The organism is Bosea sp. F3-2 (assembly GCF_008253865.1).
In the GTDB taxonomy this organism is placed as follows: domain Bacteria; phylum Pseudomonadota; class Alphaproteobacteria; order Rhizobiales; family Beijerinckiaceae; genus Allobosea.
In genome coordinates, this window is record NZ_CP042331.1 from 4,087,625 (window position 1) to 4,106,256 (window position 18,632).

General features: G+C 66.8%; 16 protein-coding genes. 5 read left to right on the plus strand and 11 right to left on the minus strand.

Annotation, left to right across the window (positions count from 1 at the left end; translation table 11 throughout):
• Window positions 1-23 precede the first annotated feature (23 nt).
• The 6 genes from FQV39_RS18770 to FQV39_RS18795 all read right to left on the minus strand — a co-directional run bounded on the left by FQV39_RS18770 (window position 24) and on the right by FQV39_RS18795 (window position 7,779).
• A complete protein-coding gene (locus tag FQV39_RS18770) occupies window positions 24-1,412 on the minus strand; it encodes a sensor histidine kinase (protein ID WP_149131671.1) in 1,389 nt (462 codons plus the stop codon).
• Window positions 1,413-1,502: 90 nt separating this feature from the next.
• Window positions 1,503-1,880 (minus strand): hypothetical protein, encoded by a 378-nt coding sequence (locus tag FQV39_RS18775; RefSeq protein ID WP_149131672.1) that lies wholly within the window; start codon window positions 1,878-1,880, stop codon window positions 1,503-1,505.
• Between the two features lie 50 nt (window positions 1,881-1,930).
• Window positions 1,931-2,290 (minus strand): DUF883 C-terminal domain-containing protein, encoded by a 360-nt coding sequence (locus tag FQV39_RS18780; protein WP_149131673.1) that lies wholly within the window; start codon window positions 2,288-2,290, stop codon window positions 1,931-1,933.
• Between the two features lie 289 nt (window positions 2,291-2,579).
• A complete protein-coding gene (locus FQV39_RS18785; RefSeq protein WP_149131674.1) occupies window positions 2,580-3,713 on the minus strand; it encodes an AI-2E family transporter in 1,134 nt (377 codons plus the stop codon).
• Window positions 3,714-3,787: 74 nt separating this feature from the next.
• Window positions 3,788-6,829, minus strand: coding sequence for a DNA polymerase I (polA, locus tag FQV39_RS18790; protein WP_149131675.1), 3,042 nt, complete (start codon window positions 6,827-6,829; stop codon window positions 3,788-3,790).
• 278 nt (window positions 6,830-7,107) lie between these two features.
• On the minus strand, window positions 7,108-7,779 hold the full coding sequence (locus FQV39_RS18795; protein ID WP_149131676.1) for a glutathione S-transferase family protein: 672 nt from the start codon (window positions 7,777-7,779) through the stop codon (window positions 7,108-7,110).
• A gap of 110 nt (window positions 7,780-7,889) precedes the next feature.
• Between FQV39_RS18795 and FQV39_RS18800 the strand changes: the two genes are divergently transcribed.
• Window positions 7,890-8,354 (plus strand): MarR family winged helix-turn-helix transcriptional regulator, encoded by a 465-nt coding sequence (locus tag FQV39_RS18800; protein WP_149131677.1) that lies wholly within the window; start codon window positions 7,890-7,892, stop codon window positions 8,352-8,354.
• Here FQV39_RS18800 and FQV39_RS18805 read toward each other — a convergent pair.
• Window positions 8,344-9,282: an aldo/keto reductase gene (locus FQV39_RS18805; protein WP_149131678.1), complete on the minus strand. Its 939-nt coding sequence runs from the start codon at window positions 9,280-9,282 to the stop codon at window positions 8,344-8,346. The genes FQV39_RS18800 and FQV39_RS18805 overlap by 11 nt on opposite strands.
• 196 nt (window positions 9,283-9,478) lie before the next feature.
• On the opposite strand from FQV39_RS18805, the gene FQV39_RS18810 reads away from it, so the two are divergent.
• Window positions 9,479-10,318, plus strand: a complete 840-nt coding sequence (locus tag FQV39_RS18810; protein WP_149131679.1) for a universal stress protein — start codon at window positions 9,479-9,481, stop codon at window positions 10,316-10,318.
• A 53-nt stretch (window positions 10,319-10,371) separates the two neighbouring features.
• On the opposite strand, the gene typA is transcribed toward FQV39_RS18810, so the two are convergent.
• Both typA and FQV39_RS18820 read right to left on the minus strand, forming a co-directional pair.
• Window positions 10,372-12,195 carry a translational GTPase TypA gene (typA, locus tag FQV39_RS18815; RefSeq protein ID WP_149131680.1) on the minus strand — a complete coding sequence of 608 codons (1,824 nt, stop codon included), beginning with the start codon at window positions 12,193-12,195 and terminating at the stop codon, window positions 10,372-10,374.
• 152 nt (window positions 12,196-12,347) lie between these two features.
• Entirely contained in the window at window positions 12,348-13,634 is a 1,287-nt protein-coding gene (locus tag FQV39_RS18820) for a TAXI family TRAP transporter solute-binding subunit (RefSeq protein ID WP_149131681.1), read from the minus strand.
• Window positions 13,635-13,748: 114 nt separating this feature from the next.
• On the opposite strand from FQV39_RS18820, the gene FQV39_RS18825 reads away from it, so the two are divergent.
• The 3 genes from FQV39_RS18825 to FQV39_RS18835 all read left to right on the plus strand — a co-directional run bounded on the left by FQV39_RS18825 (window position 13,749) and on the right by FQV39_RS18835 (window position 17,717).
• Window positions 13,749-14,432 (plus strand): phosphoribosylanthranilate isomerase, encoded by a 684-nt coding sequence (locus FQV39_RS18825; protein ID WP_149131682.1) that lies wholly within the window; start codon window positions 13,749-13,751, stop codon window positions 14,430-14,432.
• On the plus strand, window positions 14,429-15,673 hold the full coding sequence (trpB, locus tag FQV39_RS18830; RefSeq protein WP_149131683.1) for a tryptophan synthase subunit beta: 1,245 nt from the start codon (window positions 14,429-14,431) through the stop codon (window positions 15,671-15,673). Before FQV39_RS18825 ends, trpB begins: the two co-directional genes overlap by 4 nt.
• A gap of 127 nt (window positions 15,674-15,800) precedes the next feature.
• Window positions 15,801-17,717: a glycosyltransferase family 2 protein gene (locus FQV39_RS18835; RefSeq protein WP_149131684.1), complete on the plus strand. Its 1,917-nt coding sequence runs from the start codon at window positions 15,801-15,803 to the stop codon at window positions 17,715-17,717.
• Here FQV39_RS18835 and FQV39_RS18840 read toward each other — a convergent pair.
• Both FQV39_RS18840 and FQV39_RS33230 read right to left on the minus strand, forming a co-directional pair.
• Window positions 17,662-18,258 (minus strand): SCO family protein, encoded by a 597-nt coding sequence (locus FQV39_RS18840; RefSeq protein ID WP_149131685.1) that lies wholly within the window; start codon window positions 18,256-18,258, stop codon window positions 17,662-17,664. The genes FQV39_RS18835 and FQV39_RS18840 overlap by 56 nt on opposite strands.
• A gap of 101 nt (window positions 18,259-18,359) precedes the next feature.
• On the minus strand, window positions 18,360-18,527 hold the full coding sequence (locus tag FQV39_RS33230; RefSeq protein ID WP_187639985.1) for a hypothetical protein: 168 nt from the start codon (window positions 18,525-18,527) through the stop codon (window positions 18,360-18,362).
• Between the last annotated feature and the right edge of the window lie 105 nt (window positions 18,528-18,632).

Below are 18,632 nucleotides of genomic sequence, written 5' to 3' on the forward strand. Positions count from 1 at the left end.
GACCGCCGCTAACGCTCGAAGCCTCAAGCAGAGGCCTGTGAACTCTCCCGCTTCGGGAACGTCAGCGTCACACGTGTCCCGGGACGTTCTGTGCCCGGATGCAGCGGTTCGGTCGTCATGGTGGCCCGCATGCTGCGAAGCAGGCTCGCGATCACCGTCTGCCCTAATCCCTTGTTCTCGACTTCGGCGGGCAGGCCAACCCCATCATCCTCGATCGTCATGGTGAGGGCCGGCGCGTCGTCTGCGTCCTCGCGCGCGAGCCGGATGGTGACTCGCCCGGACATGCCGTCCGGGAAAGCATGCTTGATCGCGTTGGTGACGAGTTCGTTGACGATGACGACGAAGGAGACGGCGTCCCGCCCCGGCAGGCGGATCGAATCCATATCCAGATCGATGGTGATCGGGCGCCCCTCCGCCGCCTTGCCGATCTCGGCGAGCAGATCCTCCATATAGGGGCGCGCATCGATCTCGTCCGTCTCGATGTCGAGGCGCAGCCGCCTTTGGCCAGCCGCGATCGCCTGGATGCGCGACTGAGCCTGGGCCAGCGCAGCCTTCACGGCCGGCTCCCGCGTCTGGCGGCTCTGGACGTTGAGCAGCGCCGAGACCATGGCGAGGTTGTTGCCAACGCGATGATTGACGTCGCGCAGCAGCGCCTCGATCCGCAGGTGTTCGCTCTCGAGCTGCCTGGTCCGCTCGCCGACGATCCTTTCGAGTTCGGCGTTGCTGATCGCCAGCGCCACGCTGCGGCGCTGACGCCGGCGCAATTGCTGCCAGGCGGCGAAGGCGAGCCCCGCCAGCGCGATGACGATACCGGTGCTGCCCCAGAGCCGGCGACGCTCCTCCTGGCGATAGAGAGTCAGAAGACGGATGTTCTCCGTCTGCTGGATCTCCCGCACCGTGTCGCGCAGGCGATCCATCGCATCGCCGCTACCGGAATCACGCAAGAGGGCCAGAGCCTGATCGCGGCGCCCTGCCCGCTCGAGCGCGATCGTGCGGTCGAGCTCGTCGAATTTGAGGCGCATGTCGTCGCGCAGCCTGGCCATCTGCGCCTTCTGGACCGGATCGGCATCGACGAGGGCGGTGAGGATATCGAGCTCGGGCCCGGCCGCTGCCCGCCCTTCCGTAAAGGGTTCGAGATAGCTCGCCTGGCCCGTGAGGAGATAGCCGCGCTGCCCGGTCTCGGCATCGCGGAGCCGGCCGAGGAAGCGCTCCGCCCGCTCGCGGATCTCGATGGCGTGCGAGACGAGGTCAGAGGTGCGTCGCGCCTGCTGATTGATCCAGGCAGCCACGATGATCGCGACCGCGACCACGCCGATCGCGATGATCGTCGTCGTGGCGGAGCGAAGCCGTGTGCCGAAGGCCGGAAGGGCCGGAAGCGGAAATCGGCTGCGAGGTCTCACTTGGGTAGGCATGCCAGCCTTGTTAAAGGACGCACGCCGACATCCCTATGTAAAATGACATGGCCCGTCCACCGCGACGGCCGCCGAGCAGAGGCGCGAGGATCACGCCTCGTCCTTGTCCTTGTCGCCGCCGGCAACGATCTGGCGGCCGAGAATGGCGCCGAGCACAACGACACCGCCAGCGACCACCATGCGCCAGCTCAACCGCGGACCGATCAGCTTCGCGGCCAGCGGCGCAGCAGCGAGCGCCGCCGCGGCAATGGGGCGTGGCGGCCGTCGCCTGTTCTTGACGAAAAGCCCGATGCAGAAGGCCAGTAGAGCCGCCGCGAACAGACCGCCCGCGATCCACAGACTCGCAGCGATCGCGCCGTAGCGAAGCGCCAGCAGCGTGTGCAGGGCGTTCAGTGCGTAGCCGGCCGCGCAGAGCAGCAGCAAAGCGGCGAGACCGAACAGACCGTAGACGGTGACGTTGCGCCTCACCGCCCCGGAAACCTCCGAAGCAATGAAGGATCCGAGCCCCCCAAGCATGGTCAGCGCGCCGAAAGATAGCCGACGAACAGCCCCACCGCGGCCGCCAGCCCGAGGGCACGCAGCGGCCGCTCGCGGATTTCATCCTCGATCAGCCTTTGCAGCTCCGTCGCCTGCTCCTTGGCGACATCGACCATCTTGTCGGTATCGACGCCGACGGCGCGCAGGCGATCCGTCACGGTCGCGGCGATCTCCTCGGCGCTGCGGGCCAGAGTGTCCTCCAGAGCGCTCGCCTGACGCTTGGCGCGTGCACCAGCCTGACGCGCCTCCGCCGAAACCTCCTCGGCGCCGGCTTCGACTTCGGCTTTCGCCCGCCTGGCTGCGGCGGCGGCCTGACGTTTCGCGGATGTCGTGGTTGCCATGTCGATCGGTTCCTGTGGTGGGAGCGGAATGGTGCCGGGGCGACAGCGGCGCCGCAAGTGGCTCTGCGCAGGTGCCTCGCACCTGTCGCAACGTGCCGGCCGCGGATTCTGTTCCGCAGCGCGCTCGGCTCGTTGTTTTATCGCATTTTCTTCACGCGAACCGGTGTCCACTTCGCTCGAAAATGCTCTAGATCGCCGTGCGTCCTTTCGGACGCGAAGTGGCGATCCAGCTCTTTGTTTGAGCATCGGACTTCTCCGAAAAGTGGATTCCACTTTTCGGTCCGATGCTCTAGGCGGGCTGGGCTTCGCGCGCCTCCGCGGCTTCAGCCTCGGCCTTCTCGCGCCGGTAGCGGGCGAATTCCTCCTGCGCCACCATGGCGACGATGACCATCGGCGTCGAGAGCACGGCGCCGATCGGCCCCCAGAGCCAGAGCCAGAAGATGAAGGCAATGAAGACCAGGAACGGCGAGATCGTCAGCCGGTTGCCGACGAAGACGGGAGTGACCGCGTTACCCTCGACGAGATGCAACACGTAATAGGCCGCAGCCGGCCAGAGCGCGGTGAGGACCGACGGCGCATCGAGCAGCGCGCCCGCCAACAGCAGGACGGCGACGATGACCGGCCCGATGAAGGCGAGATAATTGAGCAGGAAGGCGAGCGCGCCCCAGAAAACCGGGAACGGCAGCCCGGCGAGCCAGGCGATGGTCATGGTCAGCAGGCCCATGCCGAGATTGATCACCGTCACCAGGGCGAAGTAGCGCGCCACCCGCGCCTCGATCTCCTCGAAGAAGGAGCCGGCGGAACGACGCGCGCCCCGGCCGAGGCAGAGCCGGAGTATGCGGGCCTTGAGATGGCGCCGCGTCGCCAGCCAGAAATAGACGGTGGCGACGAAGATCAGCATGCCGCCCGCCGCCGTCGAGGACGACAGGGCGAGGTCGAAGAGCGGATTCCCCTGCGAGACGCTGAGCTCGGCGCCCTTGCCGGTGAGCGAGGCGATGCTGCGCCTGAATTCGTCCATGAAGGCGAAGACGCCGGCGAGCTTGGTCTGGAGCGCCGCCATCATGGCGGGGACCTGATCGCTCCAGCCAGCGACGGGAACCGCCAGGATCGTGACCGCACCGAACATCAGGCCGATGATGAGCAGGACGACAAGCCCCGCGGCCGCATGCTGCGGCACGCCGTAGCGGGCGAGCCAATCGACCAGAGGGCCGAGGACCAGGCCGAAGATGACACCCGCCATCACCGGCATGGCGATGACCTTGGTCAGCGCCAGCGATGCCGTGACGAGGATGACGAAGATGCCGACGATCGCATAGCGGAGGATGAGATCATGCTCGTAGGGCGTGACCTCCTGTGTCTCCTCCACCGGTTCCGGTTCCGCCATGTAGCGCGGAAACGGCCGCCAGGCCGATGAGCTGAGCATGTTCCTGCTTCCAACCGCGCCCCCTGGCACGACGGAGCGTCAACGCGGGAGGGATCGGCCGGGTTCCGGCAGGTTCAGTGCGCCTCGTCCCAGTTGTCGGCGGCGCGGGCCTCGACCGCCAGCGGCACGCGGAGCTGCACCGCCGGATGCGGGGCATCGACCATCACCTTCTCGATGATGGGCAGCGTCTTGGCGACCTCCTCCTCCGGCACCTCGAAGACGAGCTCGTCATGCACCTGCAGCAGCATGCGCGCATTGAGCCGGTTGGCGGTGAGCGCCGCATCCATGCGGATCATCGCCCGGCGGATGATGTCGGCGGCCGAGCCCTGGATCGGCGCGTTGATCGCCTGCCGCTCGACGAAGGCGCGCTCGGACGGGTTCTTCGAGGCGACCGCCGGGAAGTGGCAGACGCGGCCGAAGATCGTCGTGACCTGACCATGGGCGCGGACATGCGTCTTGGTCTGATCCATGTAGTCACGGATGCCAGGGAAGCGCTCGAAATACTTGCGGATATAGGCGCTCGCCTCCTCGCGGCCGATGCCGAGCTGGTTGGCGAGGCCGAAGGCCGAGATGCCGTAGATGATGCCGAAATTGATCGCCTTGGCGCGGCGGCGGACCTCGCTCGGCATGCCCTGAACCGGCACGCCGAACATCTCGGAGGCCGTCATCGCGTGGATGTCGATGCCATCGGCAAAAGCCTGCCGCAGTTGCGGGATCTCGGCGATATGGGCGAGCAGGCGCAGTTCGATCTGGCTGTAGTCGGCCGAGACCAGCTTGAAGCCTTTCTCCGGCACGAAGGCCGTCCTGATCTTGCGCCCGGCCTCGGTGCGGATCGGGATGTTCTGCAGATTGGGCTCGGAGGAGGAGAGCCGGCCCGTCGTGGTCGCGGCCAGCGCATAGGAGGTGTGGACCCGGTTGGTCTGCGGGTTCACATAGCCCGGCAGCGAGTCCGTATAGGTCGATTTGAGCTTGGCGAGCTGGCGCCAGTCCAAGATCTTGGAGGGCAGCGCGTGGCCCTGCTCGGCCAGGTCCTCGAGCACGCCGGCACCCGTCGCCCATTGCCCGGTCGCGGTCTTCTTGGCGCCCTCCAGCCCCATCTTGCCGAACAGGATGTCGCCAAGCTGCTTCGGGCTGCCGATGGTGAACTTTTCGCCGGCGAGCTCGTAGATCTCGTCCTCCAGCCGCGCCAGCCCCTGCGCGAAATCGCCGGAGAGGCGGGACAGGATCTGCCGGTCGATGGCGATGCCGCGCGCCTCCATGGCGGCGAGCACGGCGACCATCGGCCGTTCCAGTACCTCGTAGACGGCGGTCTTCTTTTCAGCTGCGAGCCGCGGCTTCAGCGCAAGCCAGAGACGAAACGTGACGTCGGCATCCTCGGCGGCGTAATCGGTCGCCCTGTCGAGCGGGACCTTGTCGAAGGTGACCTGCGATTTGCCGGTGCCGGCGACCTGAGAATACGGAATCGTCTCATGGCCGAGATGGAGTTCCGAGAGCTTGTCCATGCCGTGGCTGTTGCTGCCGGCATCGAGCGCATAGGAGATCAGCATCGTGTCCTCGATCGGGGACACGGCGACGCCATGGCGCTCCAGCACCAGCAGGTCGTATTTCAGGTTCTGGCCGATCTTGAGCACGCCCTTGTCGGCCAGCAGGGGCTTCAGCGCCGCGACGGCCTGCGCCAATGGGATCTGCTCCGGGAGCAGCCCTTCGTCGAAAAGGCCGCCATCGCCGGCGCGATGCTGCAACGGGATATAGCAGGCGCGGCCGGGCGCGACGGCGAGCGAGATGCCGACGAGATCGGCCTGCATCGCATCGAGCGAGTTCGTCTCGATGTCGAGCGCGACATGGCCGGCCTCATAAGCCCAGCCGATCCAGCGTTCGAGATCGGCGAGCGTGCGCAGGCATTCGTATTTGGAGCGATCGATCTTGGCCACGATCGCCTCGTTCTTGCGGGTGGCGGCGAGATCGGCCGGCTTCATCCAGCCGGCCTCGCCGCCTGTCGCCTCGGGCAGGGTGGCGGTCGGAGAAGGCGCGGCCGGCGTCGTGGCTGAGACTGCATCTTCGATGACATCGGCGCCGGCATAGAGTGCCTTGAGCTCGGCCGCGCGGGAACCGCCGGGAGCCAGCGCCGGATCAGCATCGACGGCGCCGACATCGGCCTCATAGGCCTCGGCGACGCGCTTGGTGATGGTGGTGAACTCCATCGCCTTGAGGAAGGCGATGAGCTTCGCCGGGTCCGGCTGCTCCAGCGTCAAGGTCTCAAGCGGCGTCTCGACCTCAACGTCGTCGACGAGGCTGACGAGCTTGTGCGAGATGCGGACCTTCTCGACCACCTCGGGGTTGGTCAGCGTCTCCCGGCGCTTCGGCTGCTTGATCTCGCCGGCGCGGGCCAGCAGGGTTTCAAGATCGCCATATTCGCCGATGAGCTGGGCCGCCGTCTTGATACCGATGCCGGGTGCGCCCGGCACGTTGTCGGTGGCATCGCCGGCAAGCGCCTGCACATCCGTGACCTTGTCCGGGGTGACACCGAAATACTCGACCACCTCCGGCTCGCCGATGCGGCGCTCGGCGCGGAAGCCGGCGCCCTTCTTCTGGTCGCCAGAGGCTGGGTCGTACATCGCGACGCCCGGCCGCACGAGCTGCATCAGGTCTTTATCCGCCGAAACGATCAGCACCTCGGCGCCTGCCTCGCGCGCCTGCTTGGCATAGGTCGCGATCAGGTCGTCGGCCTCGTAGACATCCTGCTCGACCGGGATGAGGCCGAAGGCGCGCACGGCCTCGCGCATCAGCGGGAACTGGGGAATGAGATCGGCCGGCGGGTCGGAGCGATTGCCCTTATAGGCCGGGTAGATCGCCTTGCGGAACGAGTTCTCCGACTTGTCGAAGACAATGGCGAGATGGGTCGGCTTCACGCCGAGCACGCCCTCGCGCACGAACTGGAACAGCTTCGTCGCGAAGAGCCGGACCGCGCCGGAAGGCAAACCATCCGAGCGCGACAGGTATTTCCGGTCCTGATTGATCGACTGGAAATAGGCTCGGAAGATGAAGTTCGAGCCGTCGACCAAGAAGAGGTGGTCGCCGGGCTTCAGGGCGGGGGCGGTCGCAGCTGTATCGCTCATGGCGCGGACCATAAGCGGGCGCGCGCGGCCGGTCCATCGCATCGAGCCTGCGATTCGCAGCAAGCTGGCCAAAACACGTCAGGAGCGAAACGGGACGCCAAGCCGCTTTAGGAGACCTATCTGTTTGGAAACTCCAGCCCTCATCCTGAGGAGCACCGTCAGGCGCGTCTCGAAGGATGGTCCAGCTATCTCCTGAGCCTCCTGGAGCATCCTTCGAGACGCCGTTCCTGCCGGAATGGCTCCCCAGGATGAGGGCTCAGTGAATTTGCAAACGCTCTCTAAGCGGCCAGCACCATCCGGCGGGCCATCACGCCGCCCTGCTTGCGAAGGAAGCTGCGCAGTCGCTCCGGATAATCCGGCACCACGGCGTCGCGGACGGAGGGGCGGGCGGCCAGGGCTTTGCGCCAGGCGCGGACTTTCGGCGTGGCGTCGAACACGCCGAGATCGGCGATCGCGTCGAAGACGTCGAAGTAGCGGAAGACCGGCGCGAAGGCTGCATCGACCAGGCAGAACGCCGCGCCGGCGAAGAAGGGACCGTCCCCCAGCTCGGCCTCGACGCGGGCGAATTTGGCGCCGAGCAAGGCGAGCCTGTCGGCAAAAACCGTTTCGTCCGGGGTCGTCTCGACGATCCAGATGTCGGCGAGGATGGACGAGGCGAATTCGATCCAGGCGCGATGCCGCGCCTTCGCCAGCGCATCCGCCGGGTGCAGCCGCGGCTGATACGCCTCGTCGAGATATTCCGCGATCACCGCGCTCTCGAAGAGGACTTCCCCATCCACCTTCAGCACCGGCACCTTGCCGAGCGGCGAGAGTTTCAGAAACCAGTCGGGCTTGTTGGCGAGGTCGATATCGATCCGTTCATAGGCAATCTCCTTTTCGCGCAGGACGATCGCCGCGCGCTGGACATAGGGGCAGAGGGCGAAGGAGATCAGGGTGAGCTGTGCGGGCATGGTCGCCTCCAGGGCAGGTATCGGTTAATCGATGCAATTGCATCCATATTGCCATGGGCGTGCCGCGCGTCAAGATTGATGCAATTGCATCGATTTGCTAAGAAGCGGCGATGCCGAAGCAGGAAACCCCGAGCGACGCGATCATCAGCGCCTGGATTGGCCTGCACCGGGCTCAGCGCGTGGCATTGGCCGTGGTCGAGCGCCGCCTGAAGCAGGCCGGCCTGCCGCCGCTCGCTTGGTACGATGTGCTGTGGGAGCTGGAACGCGCCGGCAAGGCGGGGCTACGGCCCTTTGCGCTGGAGAACGCGTTGCTGCTTGAACAGCACAATCTCTCCAGGCTGCTCGACCGGCTGGAGGCGCGCGGGCTGGTCGAAAGGCGGCGCTGCGAGAGCGATGGCCGCGGCCAGCTCGTTGTCGCGACACCGGCGGGCCAGGCACTGCGCCGAGAGATCTGGCCCGTCTATCGCGTTGCGATCCAGGAAGCGGTCGGCGCGCAGCTTAGCGATGCCGACGCCGGGAGGCTGGCCGAGCTTCTGGCGCCGCTCGGCCGGCAGGGTTCCGCCACTACTTCGTAATTGCGTCGATCTCGGCGAGATCCTCGGCGCTCAGCGCCCAGTCGGCCGCCTTGACGTTGGCCGCGACCTGTTCCGGCCTGGTCGCGCCGGCGATGACGCTGGAGACGACCGGCTGGGCGGCGAGCCAGGAGAAGGCGAGCTCGACGAGGCTATGGCCGCGCGCCTCGGCAAAAGCGGTCAGCCCCTCGATCCTGCGCCAGTTGTCCTCACTGAAGATCTGGCCGGCGCGTTCCGGCAGCTTGGTCAGGCGCGCGCCTTCCGGCATCGCCGCGCCGCGCTTGTATTTGCCGGTAAGCGCGCCGTTGGCGAGCGGGAAATAGGGCAGGAGCCCCATGCCGTAATGGGCGATGGCCGGGATCAGGTCCTTCTCGGCGCCGCGCTTCAGCAGGCTGTACTCGTCCTGCGCCGAGGCGAAACCGGGAATGCCGAGGTCGCGCGCCGTCCATTGCGCATCGGCGACCTGCCAGGCGACGACGTTGGAGCAGCCGACATAGCGCACCTTGCCCTGGCGGACGAGGTCGTCGAGGGCGCGCAGCGTCTCCTCGATCGGGGTCAGCGGGTCGGGCCGGTGAAGCTGATAGAGATCGAGCCAGTCGGTCTTCAGGCGCCGCAGCGAATCCTCGACCGCACTCATGATGTAGCGGCGCGAGCCGCCCTTCTTCACACCCTCGGCATCCATCTCCATGCCGAATTTGCTCGCCAGCACGATCTGCTTGCGCCGCGCGCCCAGCACCTCGCCAAGCGCGGTCTCGGAGCCACCGCGCTCGCCATAGATGTCGGCGGTGTCGAACAGCGTGATGCCGTGCTCGATCGCGGCATCGACAACCTTCCGGGTCGCATCGAGATCGATGCGGCCGCCGAAATTGTTGCAGCCGAGCCCGACGAGCGAGACGCGCAGGCCCGAGCGGCCGAGATTGCGGAATTGCATGGCAGTGATCCTCCTCCGGAAGCCGCACACAGGATCAGAGCCGGAACAGGCCGACAAGCGCGGCCGCCATCAACCGCGCACTGCATCGGGCGCAGGGCGGAGCCATCGGCCGCGACAACCGTATTTGACCCAGCGCAAGGCGCGGGCACAATGATCCGGCCAGCCTATGTCCCATTGCGAACCATTGGAGATCTCGATGGCTCCGTCGATCAAGAGCATCTTCACCGCCTATACCGAGGAAGGCCAGGGCGAGCTCGAATCCGCGCTCGGCTATGCCCTGTCGCTCGCGCAGCAAGCGGGTGCGCATCTGACAATCCAGGCCGCGGCGATGCGCTACGCAATCCCGGCTTCGCTGATCGGAGACTTCGGCGTCGCCTTCGTCCACGCCGAGAACCGACGCATCGGCGTTCTGGCCGAGCGTTTCGCCGAACTCGCGCGGACCAGCGCCGACCTGGCCGGCGTGACCAGCACGATCGAGACGCCGCAGTTGGTCTATGCCGATCTCAGCGACCGGCTCGTCAGCCTCGCCCGCGTCCACGACCTCAGCGTGCTCGATCTGGAGAAGGATGCCGCCGAGCGCGACCGCGGCCTGATCGAAGCCGCGCTGTTCGATAGCGGCCGGCCGGTGATCATCGTGCCGCCGGGTTCCGAGACCTTCGCTGCCCGGCGCATCCTGATCGCCTGGGACGGCAGCGCGGGCGCGGCCCGCACGGTGGCGGAAGTCCGGCCGTTCCTGAAAGGCGCCGAGGTCGAGATTCTCTCCGTTACCGGCGAGAAGGATCTGTCGCGCTTTGTCGCCGGGGCGGAACTGGCGCCGCATCTGGCGCGACACGGCGCTTCCGTAACCGTTCGAAACGTCGCGCTGAGCGGAAAGAACGACGTAGCCGAGACGATCCGGCAGGCCGCAACGGATTTCCGCGCCGATCTGATCGTCTGCGGCGCCTACAAGCACTCGCGGCTGCGCGAATGGCTGCTCGGCGGCGTCACGCAGTCGCTGCTGAAATCCACCCCGCTGCCGCTCTTGATGAGCCGCTGAGGCACAATGCCGGCAGCTGCGCCGGATAAGGCGCTAGCTGCCGGCGATCCGGCTCAGGCCACTTCGGCCTTCTGCTTCTGCGAGCGCTTGCGGTCGTTCGGGTCGAGGATCGCCTTGCGCAGGCGGATCGACTTCGGCGTGACTTCGACGAGCTCGTCGTCGTCGATCCAGGCCAGCGACCGCTCCAGCGTCATGCGGATAGGCGGGGTGAGGCGAACCGCCTCATCCTTCGATGTCGTGCGGATGTTGGTGAGCTTCTTGCCCTTGAGGACGTTGACCTCGAGATCGTTCTCGCGGGTGTGCTCGCCAACGATCATGCCCTGATAGACCTTCCAGCCCGGCTCGATCATCATCGGGCCACGATCCTCGAGGTTCCACAGCGCGTAGGCTACGGCCTCACCGGTCTCCATCGCGATCAGCACGCCATTGCGGCGGCCCGCGATCTCGCCCTTGTAGGGCAGATAGGCGTGGAACAGCCGGTTCATGATCGCCGTGCCGCGGGTGTCTGTCAGCAGCTCGCCCTGATAGCCGATCAGGCCGCGGGTCGGAGCGTGGAAGACGAGGCGCAGGCGGTTGCCGCCCGACGGCCGCATCTCCAGCATGTCCGCCTTGCGCTCGGCCATCTTCTGCACAACGACGCCGGAATGCTCCTCGTCGACGTCGATGACGACCTCTTCGATCGGCTCCAGCAGCTGGCCGCCCTCGTCGCGCTTCAGCACGACGCGCGGACGGGAGACGCCAAGCTCGAAGCCCTCGCGGCGCATGGTCTCGATCAGGATGGCGAGCTGGAGTTCGCCGCGGCCGGAGACGATGTAGCTGTCCTTGTCGGAGGCTTCCTCGATCTTCAGCGCGACATTGCCCTCGGCCTCCTTGAACAGGCGGTCGCGGATGACGCGGGTCGTGACCTTGTCGCCCTCGGTGCCGGCGAGCGGCGAGTCGTTGACCGAGAAGGTCATCGAGACGGTCGGCGGATCAATCGGCTGGGCCTTGATCGGGTCGGTGATAGCCGGGTCGCAGAAGGTATCGGCAACGGTGCCCTTCACCAGGCCGGCGATCGAGACGATGTCACCCGCGACCGCTTCCTCGATCGGCTGGCGCTCGATGCCGCGGAAGGCGAGGATCTTCGAGATGCGGCCGGTCTCGACGGTGGAGCCGTCGCCCGAGAGCACCTTGATGGTCTGGTTCGGCTTGGCCGAGCCCGAGGTGACACGGCCGGTGATGATGCGGCCGAGATAGGGATTGGCCTCGAGCAGCGTGCCGATCATGCGGAACGGGCCGTCCTCGACTGTCGGCGCCGGGACGTGCTTGAGGATGAGATCGTACATCGGCGCCAGGCCCTGATCCTGCGGACCTTCCGGGGAATCGGCCATCCAGCCCTGCTTGCCCGAGCCGTAGAGGATCGGGAAGTCGAGCTGCTCGTCGGTGGCGTCGAGCGCGGCGAAGAGGTCGAAGACCTCGTTGATGACTTCGGTGGTGCGCGCGTCGGGCTTGTCGACCTTGTTGATCGCGACGATCGGCTTGAGGCCGAGCTTCAGTGCCTTCGAGACCACGAACTTGGTCTGCGGCATCGGGCCTTCGGCCGCGTCGACCAGCACGATGGCGGAATCGACCATGTTCAGGATGCGCTCGACCTCGCCGCCGAAATCGGCGTGGCCGGGGGTGTCGACGATGTTGATGCGCGTGTCCTTCCAGACGACCGAGGTCGCCTTGGCCAGGATGGTGATGCCGCGCTCCTTCTCAAGGTCGTTGGAGTCCATCACGCGCTCGGCGACGCGCTGGTTCTCGCGGAAGGCGCCGGACTGCTGCAGCAGCTTGTCGACAAGGGTCGTCTTGCCGTGGTCGACGTGCGCGATGATGGCGATGTTGCGCATGGACATGCGTAAGGGCCTTGCTTTCAAGGCCACGAGCCGGTCAGGTTCGAAGCCCTGCCGGCGCAGCCTGTTTCACGTGAATCTGGAATTCGTTGCGCTGCACATAAACGCTGGAGGGCGTTTGGGCAACCGTTGAGGCTGCCGAAAGGTGAGCGCGTTCAGTCTTCCGCCAGCGCCCGCTGCCGCTCGGCGACGGCCCGTCCGACCTGATCGATGGCAAGCCGGTAGGCGGCGAGCGCAGCAGTGTCGAGGTCGCCCTTGGCATAGTCGGCGAGCACGCGCGTCAGGATCAGGTCCGCCTCCCGCCCGAGCCGCGCCAGCTCCTCCTCATCCTCGCAGGTACGGATCGCCGCGAGCAGCTCCAGCAGTTCGTCGAGGCCGGACATGGCGCGCCGGCGCCGGTTGGCGCTCTCGCGGCTGAGCAGCGCAGCCCCGCCCGTGCCGACCGCAGAGAGAGCCATCGCGCCGATATAGAACCAGTCGCCATAGCGATCGAAGAAGGTCTCCTGCTCGCCGTCGATATAGGCTGCGGCGCCGGAATGGACGGGCAGCGGCGCATCCTTGTCCGTGGAGGGGGTTTCCAGCGCCTGCACCGCCGGCACCTCACCCGCGAGCGTCAATCTCAGGCCAAGGATCTCCTTGGTCAGATCGCCGACCAGATTATCGTCGAGGCTCTGAGCCGCGACGAGGCGCGAGGTGATCGAGATCGTCTGCAGGCTTTCCGCCGGCCGGGGCGGGTCGCCGCCGAGCGCGCCGCGCACGATCTCGCCGGACTCGATGGCGCGATAATGCGCCGCCAGCGCATCCGCCTCGCGCACCGGGATCAGCGCGGGGTCCTCGCCCCATGCTTCGCGCAGCCGGCGCAAGCCTTCATTGTTGGTGTGCGATCCGACGGCATTGATCGAGAAGAAGGCCTCGACGCGCTTTTCCTTCGACGCCTGCACCATCTCGTCGGGAGTCAGGCTGACGATCTCGACCTCTTCGGGGCGCACCTCGTACTGCGCCAGGACACGTTTCAGAAGGGCAAGGTTGCCAGCCGGGTTCCGAATGACACCGACCTTGCGGCCGCGCAGATCGGCGATGCGCCCGATGGCACTCTCCTTCGTCGTGATGAAGAAGGGAAAGGTCCGCCGGGTGATCAGCACCGTGTCGGCGGTCGAGGGCATGGCAATGTCCGATCGCAGCATGGCGAGATCGGCCTGCCCGGCATCGATCTTCCTGGCGCTGTCCTCGGAGCCTTCCGTCAGAACGAGGCGCAGGCGGATCGAGGCCTTGTCGCGATTGAGCCCCTGCACGAAGGCGGCGGCCATTCGGGCATCTTCCGACCCGAGCGGCCCAACCGCAAGACGCAGGGTGTGCGGCTGGCTGACATAGTAGGACCCCGCCGCGACGAGGCCGGAAACAGCGAGCAGAATCGCCAGACCCGCCAGACTGCGCCTGCCCATGCCAAGCCGGACCAATCCTTCCCCCCTTCTTCGCCCCGTCCAGCATGACTTCCTTCGCCATCATGTCGCAAGTACGGCATGCGCCGACGAACGGACCATGCTAAAGGCGCGACCATGTCGAACGGTGCGCCATTCGTGATCAAGATCTGCGGCCTCTCCACACCAGAGACCCTTCGCACCGCGCTCGACGGCGGCGCGGACATGGTCGGCTTCGTCTTCCATCCGAAAAGCCCGCGCTTCATCACGCCGCAGCGTGCCGCCGAGCTCGCCACTATCGCGCGCGGCAAGGCCGAGATCGCCGCGCTGATCGTCGATTGGGATGAGAGGCAGGCGGCCGAGCTTGTCGAGGCCCTGAAGCCGGATTGGCTGCAGCTGCATGGCCACGAGACGCCCGAGCAGACCGCCGCCCTGCGACGCGCCGCCGGGCGGCCCGTCATGAAGGCGCTTGGCATCGCCGCGGCGGATGATCTGAAAGCCATCACAGCCTATCGCGATGTGGCCGACCGCATCCTGCTCGACGCCAAGCCGCCGAAAGATGCAGCCTATCCCGGCGGGCACGGACGCCCCTTCGACTGGACGCTGCTCGCCGGCCTCGACCCTGCGCAGCCCTTCATGCTAGGGGGCGGGCTCGATCCGGCGAATGTCACGGAGGCGATCCGCATCGCCCGGCCGGCGGGCGTCGATGTCTCCTCGGGCGTCGAAAGCGCGCCGGGGGTCAAGGATCCGGCCCGGATCGCGGAATTCATCGCGGCGGCCCGCATGGCCGCAGCGGCAGTGCAGGAAGGTTCAACGGCATGAACGCCCCCTCCAACCCGAACAGCTACCGTAACGGCCCGGACGAGAACGGCCGCTTCGGCCTGTTCGGCGGCCGCTTCGTCGCCGAGACGCTGATGCCGCTCATCCTCGAGCTGGAGCAGGCCTACAACGCCGCCAAGGCCGACCCCGCCTATCACGCTGAGATGACTGACGGGCTGAAGCACTATGTCGGCCGCCCCTCGCCGCTCTACTTCGCTGAGCGGCTGACCGAGCATTTTCGGAGCAAGTCGACGGCCTCCGGCCTATTGGGCGCCAAGATCTATCTGAAGCGCGAGGAGCTGAACCACACCGGCTCCCACAAGGTGAACAACGTGCTCGGCCAGATCCTGCTGGCGCGGCGGATGGGCAAGAAGCGCATCATCGCCGAGACCGGCGCCGGCCAGCACGGCGTCGCCACCGCGACGCTCTGCGCCCGCTACGGCCTGGAATGCATCGTCTATATGGGCGCGGTCGACGTCGCCCGGCAGGCGCCCAATGTCTTCCGCATGCAGATGCTCGGCGCCAGGGTCGTGCCGGTCGAATCCGGCACCAAGACGCTCAAGGACGCGATGAACGAGGCGCTGCGCGACTGGGTGACCAATGTCGCGACGACCTTCTACTGCATCGGCACGGTCGCCGGCCCCCATCCCTATCCGGCGATGGTCCGCGACTTCCAGTCGATCATCGGCAAGGAAACGCGCGAGCAGATGCAGGAGGCCGAAGGCCGCCTGCCGGATTCGCTGATCGCCTGCATCGGCGGCGGCTCCAACGCGATGGGGCTGTTCCACCCCTTCCTCGACGATGCTTCCGTCGAGATCTACGGCGTCGAGGCCGCCGGCCACGGCATCCCGAGCGGTCTGCATGCGGCTTCGCTGACCGGCGGGCGCCCTGGTGTGCTGCACGGCAACCGCACCTTCCTGCTGATGGACGATGATGGGCAGATCAAGGACGCCCACTCGATCTCGGCTGGGCTCGACTATCCCGGCATCGGGCCGGAACATTCCTGGCTGCATGATGTCGGCCGGGTGAAGTACCTCTCGGCCACCGACGAAGAGGCGCTCGAGGCGTTCCAGCTCATTTCGCGGCTGGAAGGCATCATCCCGGCGCTCGAAAGCGCCCATGCCCTCGCCCGCGTCGCCGAGCTCGCGCCGCAGAAGCCGAAGGATCATCTGATGGTGGTCAATCTTTCCGGCCGCGGCGACAAGGATATCCCGCAGGTCGCGGAAATCCTGGCGGGGCGCTGACGTCGCCCCCGGGCCTCGCCCAAAGTTTTTACGGGAGGCCTCTCGACTCTCGTCGCCTCAACAGCAACCATGAGTTGTCCCGATGCATCCGCATCGGGCGTTGATGCGTGGGGCGAGACCGGGGCCAGTGGGGGGCAGCGGTAGCGACAGCCGTTCGAGCAATCTCGGGCCTGCTGCAGCCGGCCTGCCGGTTGAACTCGCCTTTCTGACGCGGCATGGCATCGCTCCCTCGGACCTCATGCGCGCCGCCGAGCGCGCCATGCGCAGCCGCACCGATCCCGCGCGCGAGGCCATGACGCTCGGCCTGATCGACGAGGTCGGCTTCTACCGCGCATTGGCGGCCGAGATGGGCCTACCCTTTCAATCCACTCCCCCATCGGTGCCGCCGGGTGGCGAATATGGCGCGATCCTGCGCCAGGGCTTTGCGCCCATACGGGAAGAAACCTCGCTCCGCTTCGTAATCGCCCCGGAAGGGCCGGCACTGCGCCGGATGATCGAGGCCGGCCCGCGACAGCGCGAGGATATCGCAGTGACGACACCGCGCCGCTTCGCCGAGACGCTGCGCAGCTCCAACGCCACCGAGCTGGCCCGCCATGCCGCCGGCCTCGACGAGGCCGGGCTCGCCCGCGACAGTGCCCGCTCTGGCGCCAGCCGCGGCCAGGTGATCACGGCCGGCACCGGCCTCTCTACGGCGGCAATCGGCAGCGTCCTTGCGCCGCTCGAAACCTTCTTCGCGCTCGCCCTGCTGCTCGGGCCGATTTTTCTCGGCCTCATCCTGTTGCGCCTCGCGACCACGATCGAACGTGCAACGCCCGATCTCTGGCAAAGCCATCGTTGGCGTATCGACGATGCGCGCCTGCCGGTCTACACCGTCGCCGTGCCGATGTACCGCGAAGAGGCGGTTCTGCAGCAATTGACCGAGGCGCTCTGCGCCCTCGACTATCCGCCCGCCAAGCTCGACATCCGCTTGCTGATCGAAGCGGACGATACCGGCATGTGGGCGTCGCTGGCAAAGATGGCGCTGCCGCCCCAGTTCACGGTGACGATCGTGCCGCCCGGCGTCCCGCGCACGAAGCCGCGAGCGCTCAATCTCGCGCTGCTCGAGGCCCGTGGCTCGCTCTTCACCATCTTCGACGCCGAGGACATTCCCGACCGACAGCAGCTGCGCATGGCGGCGGCGCGCTTTCTCAGCGGGCCTCCGGACCTTGCCTGCCTGCAGGCGCGGCTGCTGATCGATCATGCCGAGGAAGGCACGCTCCCCGGACTCTTCGCCCTCGAGTATGCCGGGCTCTTCGAGGTCCTCAATCCCGGCCTGCTGCTGTTCCAGCTGCCGATCATGCTCGGCGGCACCTCGAACCATTTCCGGACGGAGGTGCTGCGCGCCATCGGCGGGTGGGATGCCTGGAACGTGACCGAGGATGCCGATCTCGGGCTGCGCCTGGTGCGCGCCGGCTATCGCATCGGCGATCTGCCATCGAATACGCGCGAGGAAGCACCTCTCACCATCCCGGCCTGGCTCAAGCAGCGCTCGCGCTGGATCAAGGGCTATATCCAGACGCTGGTGACGCATTCGCGGGAGCCGGTCAGGCTCCTGCGTGAGGCTGGCGTCAGCGCCACCTTCGCCTTCCTGTCGCTGGCCTTCGGCACGGTCGCCACGGCGCTGGGCTATCCGGTCTTCGCCGTCGCCGCGCTGCTCGCCTATTGGGACGGATCGCTGTTCGCGCCGCAGGGCACGCTCGCGACCCTGACCTCGACGATCGCGCTCGGCGTCTGGCTCCTGGGGAGCATCGCGCTCTTCGCGCCACCGGCCGTCGGCGCGCTCCGCTGCGGCTCGCCCGGCCTGCTCCTGCTGCTGCCGCTGCTACCGCTTTACTACGCGATGGTTTCGGTCGCGGCCTGGATGGCGCTCTACGACTACTTCAACCGCCGCTTCGTCTGGAACAAGACCGAGCACGGGCTGGCGCGCCGGCGCGCGCCCGCGGAACCCGCTACGAATGCCGCAGCCATTCCGCTGCGGCCTGCGCCGGAGGCTGCTCGATATTGAAGGCGCCGATGAAGCTGCCGTCCTTGCCCATCAGATAGACCAAAGCGGTGTGATCCATCGTGTAGTCGCCGTCCTTCAGCGGTACCTTCTTGGCGTAGGCGCGGTAGGCCTTGATCACGGCGTCGATCGCCGGCCGGTCGCCACTCAACCCGACGATGCGGGAATCGAAGGAACCGAGATAGCTCTTCATGGTCTCCGGCGTGTCGCGCTCGGGGTCGACGGTGATGAACAGCGCCTTGAGCTGTTTGGCCTTGTCGCCGTCACCAGCGGCGCGCAGCGCTTCGGAGATCTCGAAGAGCTTGGTCGGGCAGACGTCCGGGCAATGGGTGAAGCCGAAGAAGACCAGGAAGGGCGCGCCGCGCAGATCCTTGTCCGAGAGCGGCTTGCCCTCCTGCGTCGTCAAAGTGAAGGGGCCGCCGACGCTCGCCGTGCCGCTGCCCCCACCTTGGCGACCAGGCGAGAAGGTCAGGATCGCGGCCGCGGCCAGCGCGAGCGCGCCGGCGAGGAAGACGACGAGAGGGAGGACGATACGGCGATTCACGGAGAGTTTCCCGACGGAGCGGCGCGCTAGCCGCAATGTTTTGGACAATGGTCAGGCATCGGCTGGTTCCGAAAACCGGTTCCCACTTTTCGGGCCGATGCCTAGAAGCAAGCGACGATGGCAGCGATGAGTCCGTCGGTGAAGAGCCGGTCTCCTTCGCGCCACCACAGCAACAGGCCGGCCAGCAGCAGGCCGAAGAAGCCGCCGCCAAGCAACAGAAGCCCGTTGCGGCTCGAAGAGCTCGCCTCGGCTTGCGCTGTTGGATCCACCTGCACCATTCCGCCACCCTATCGCCAGCCAGCGCCGCCCGGAAGCGGGCGGCGTGACGCAGGGGCTCACAATGCGGCGATGCCTCCGCTGGAGCCTAACGGCTT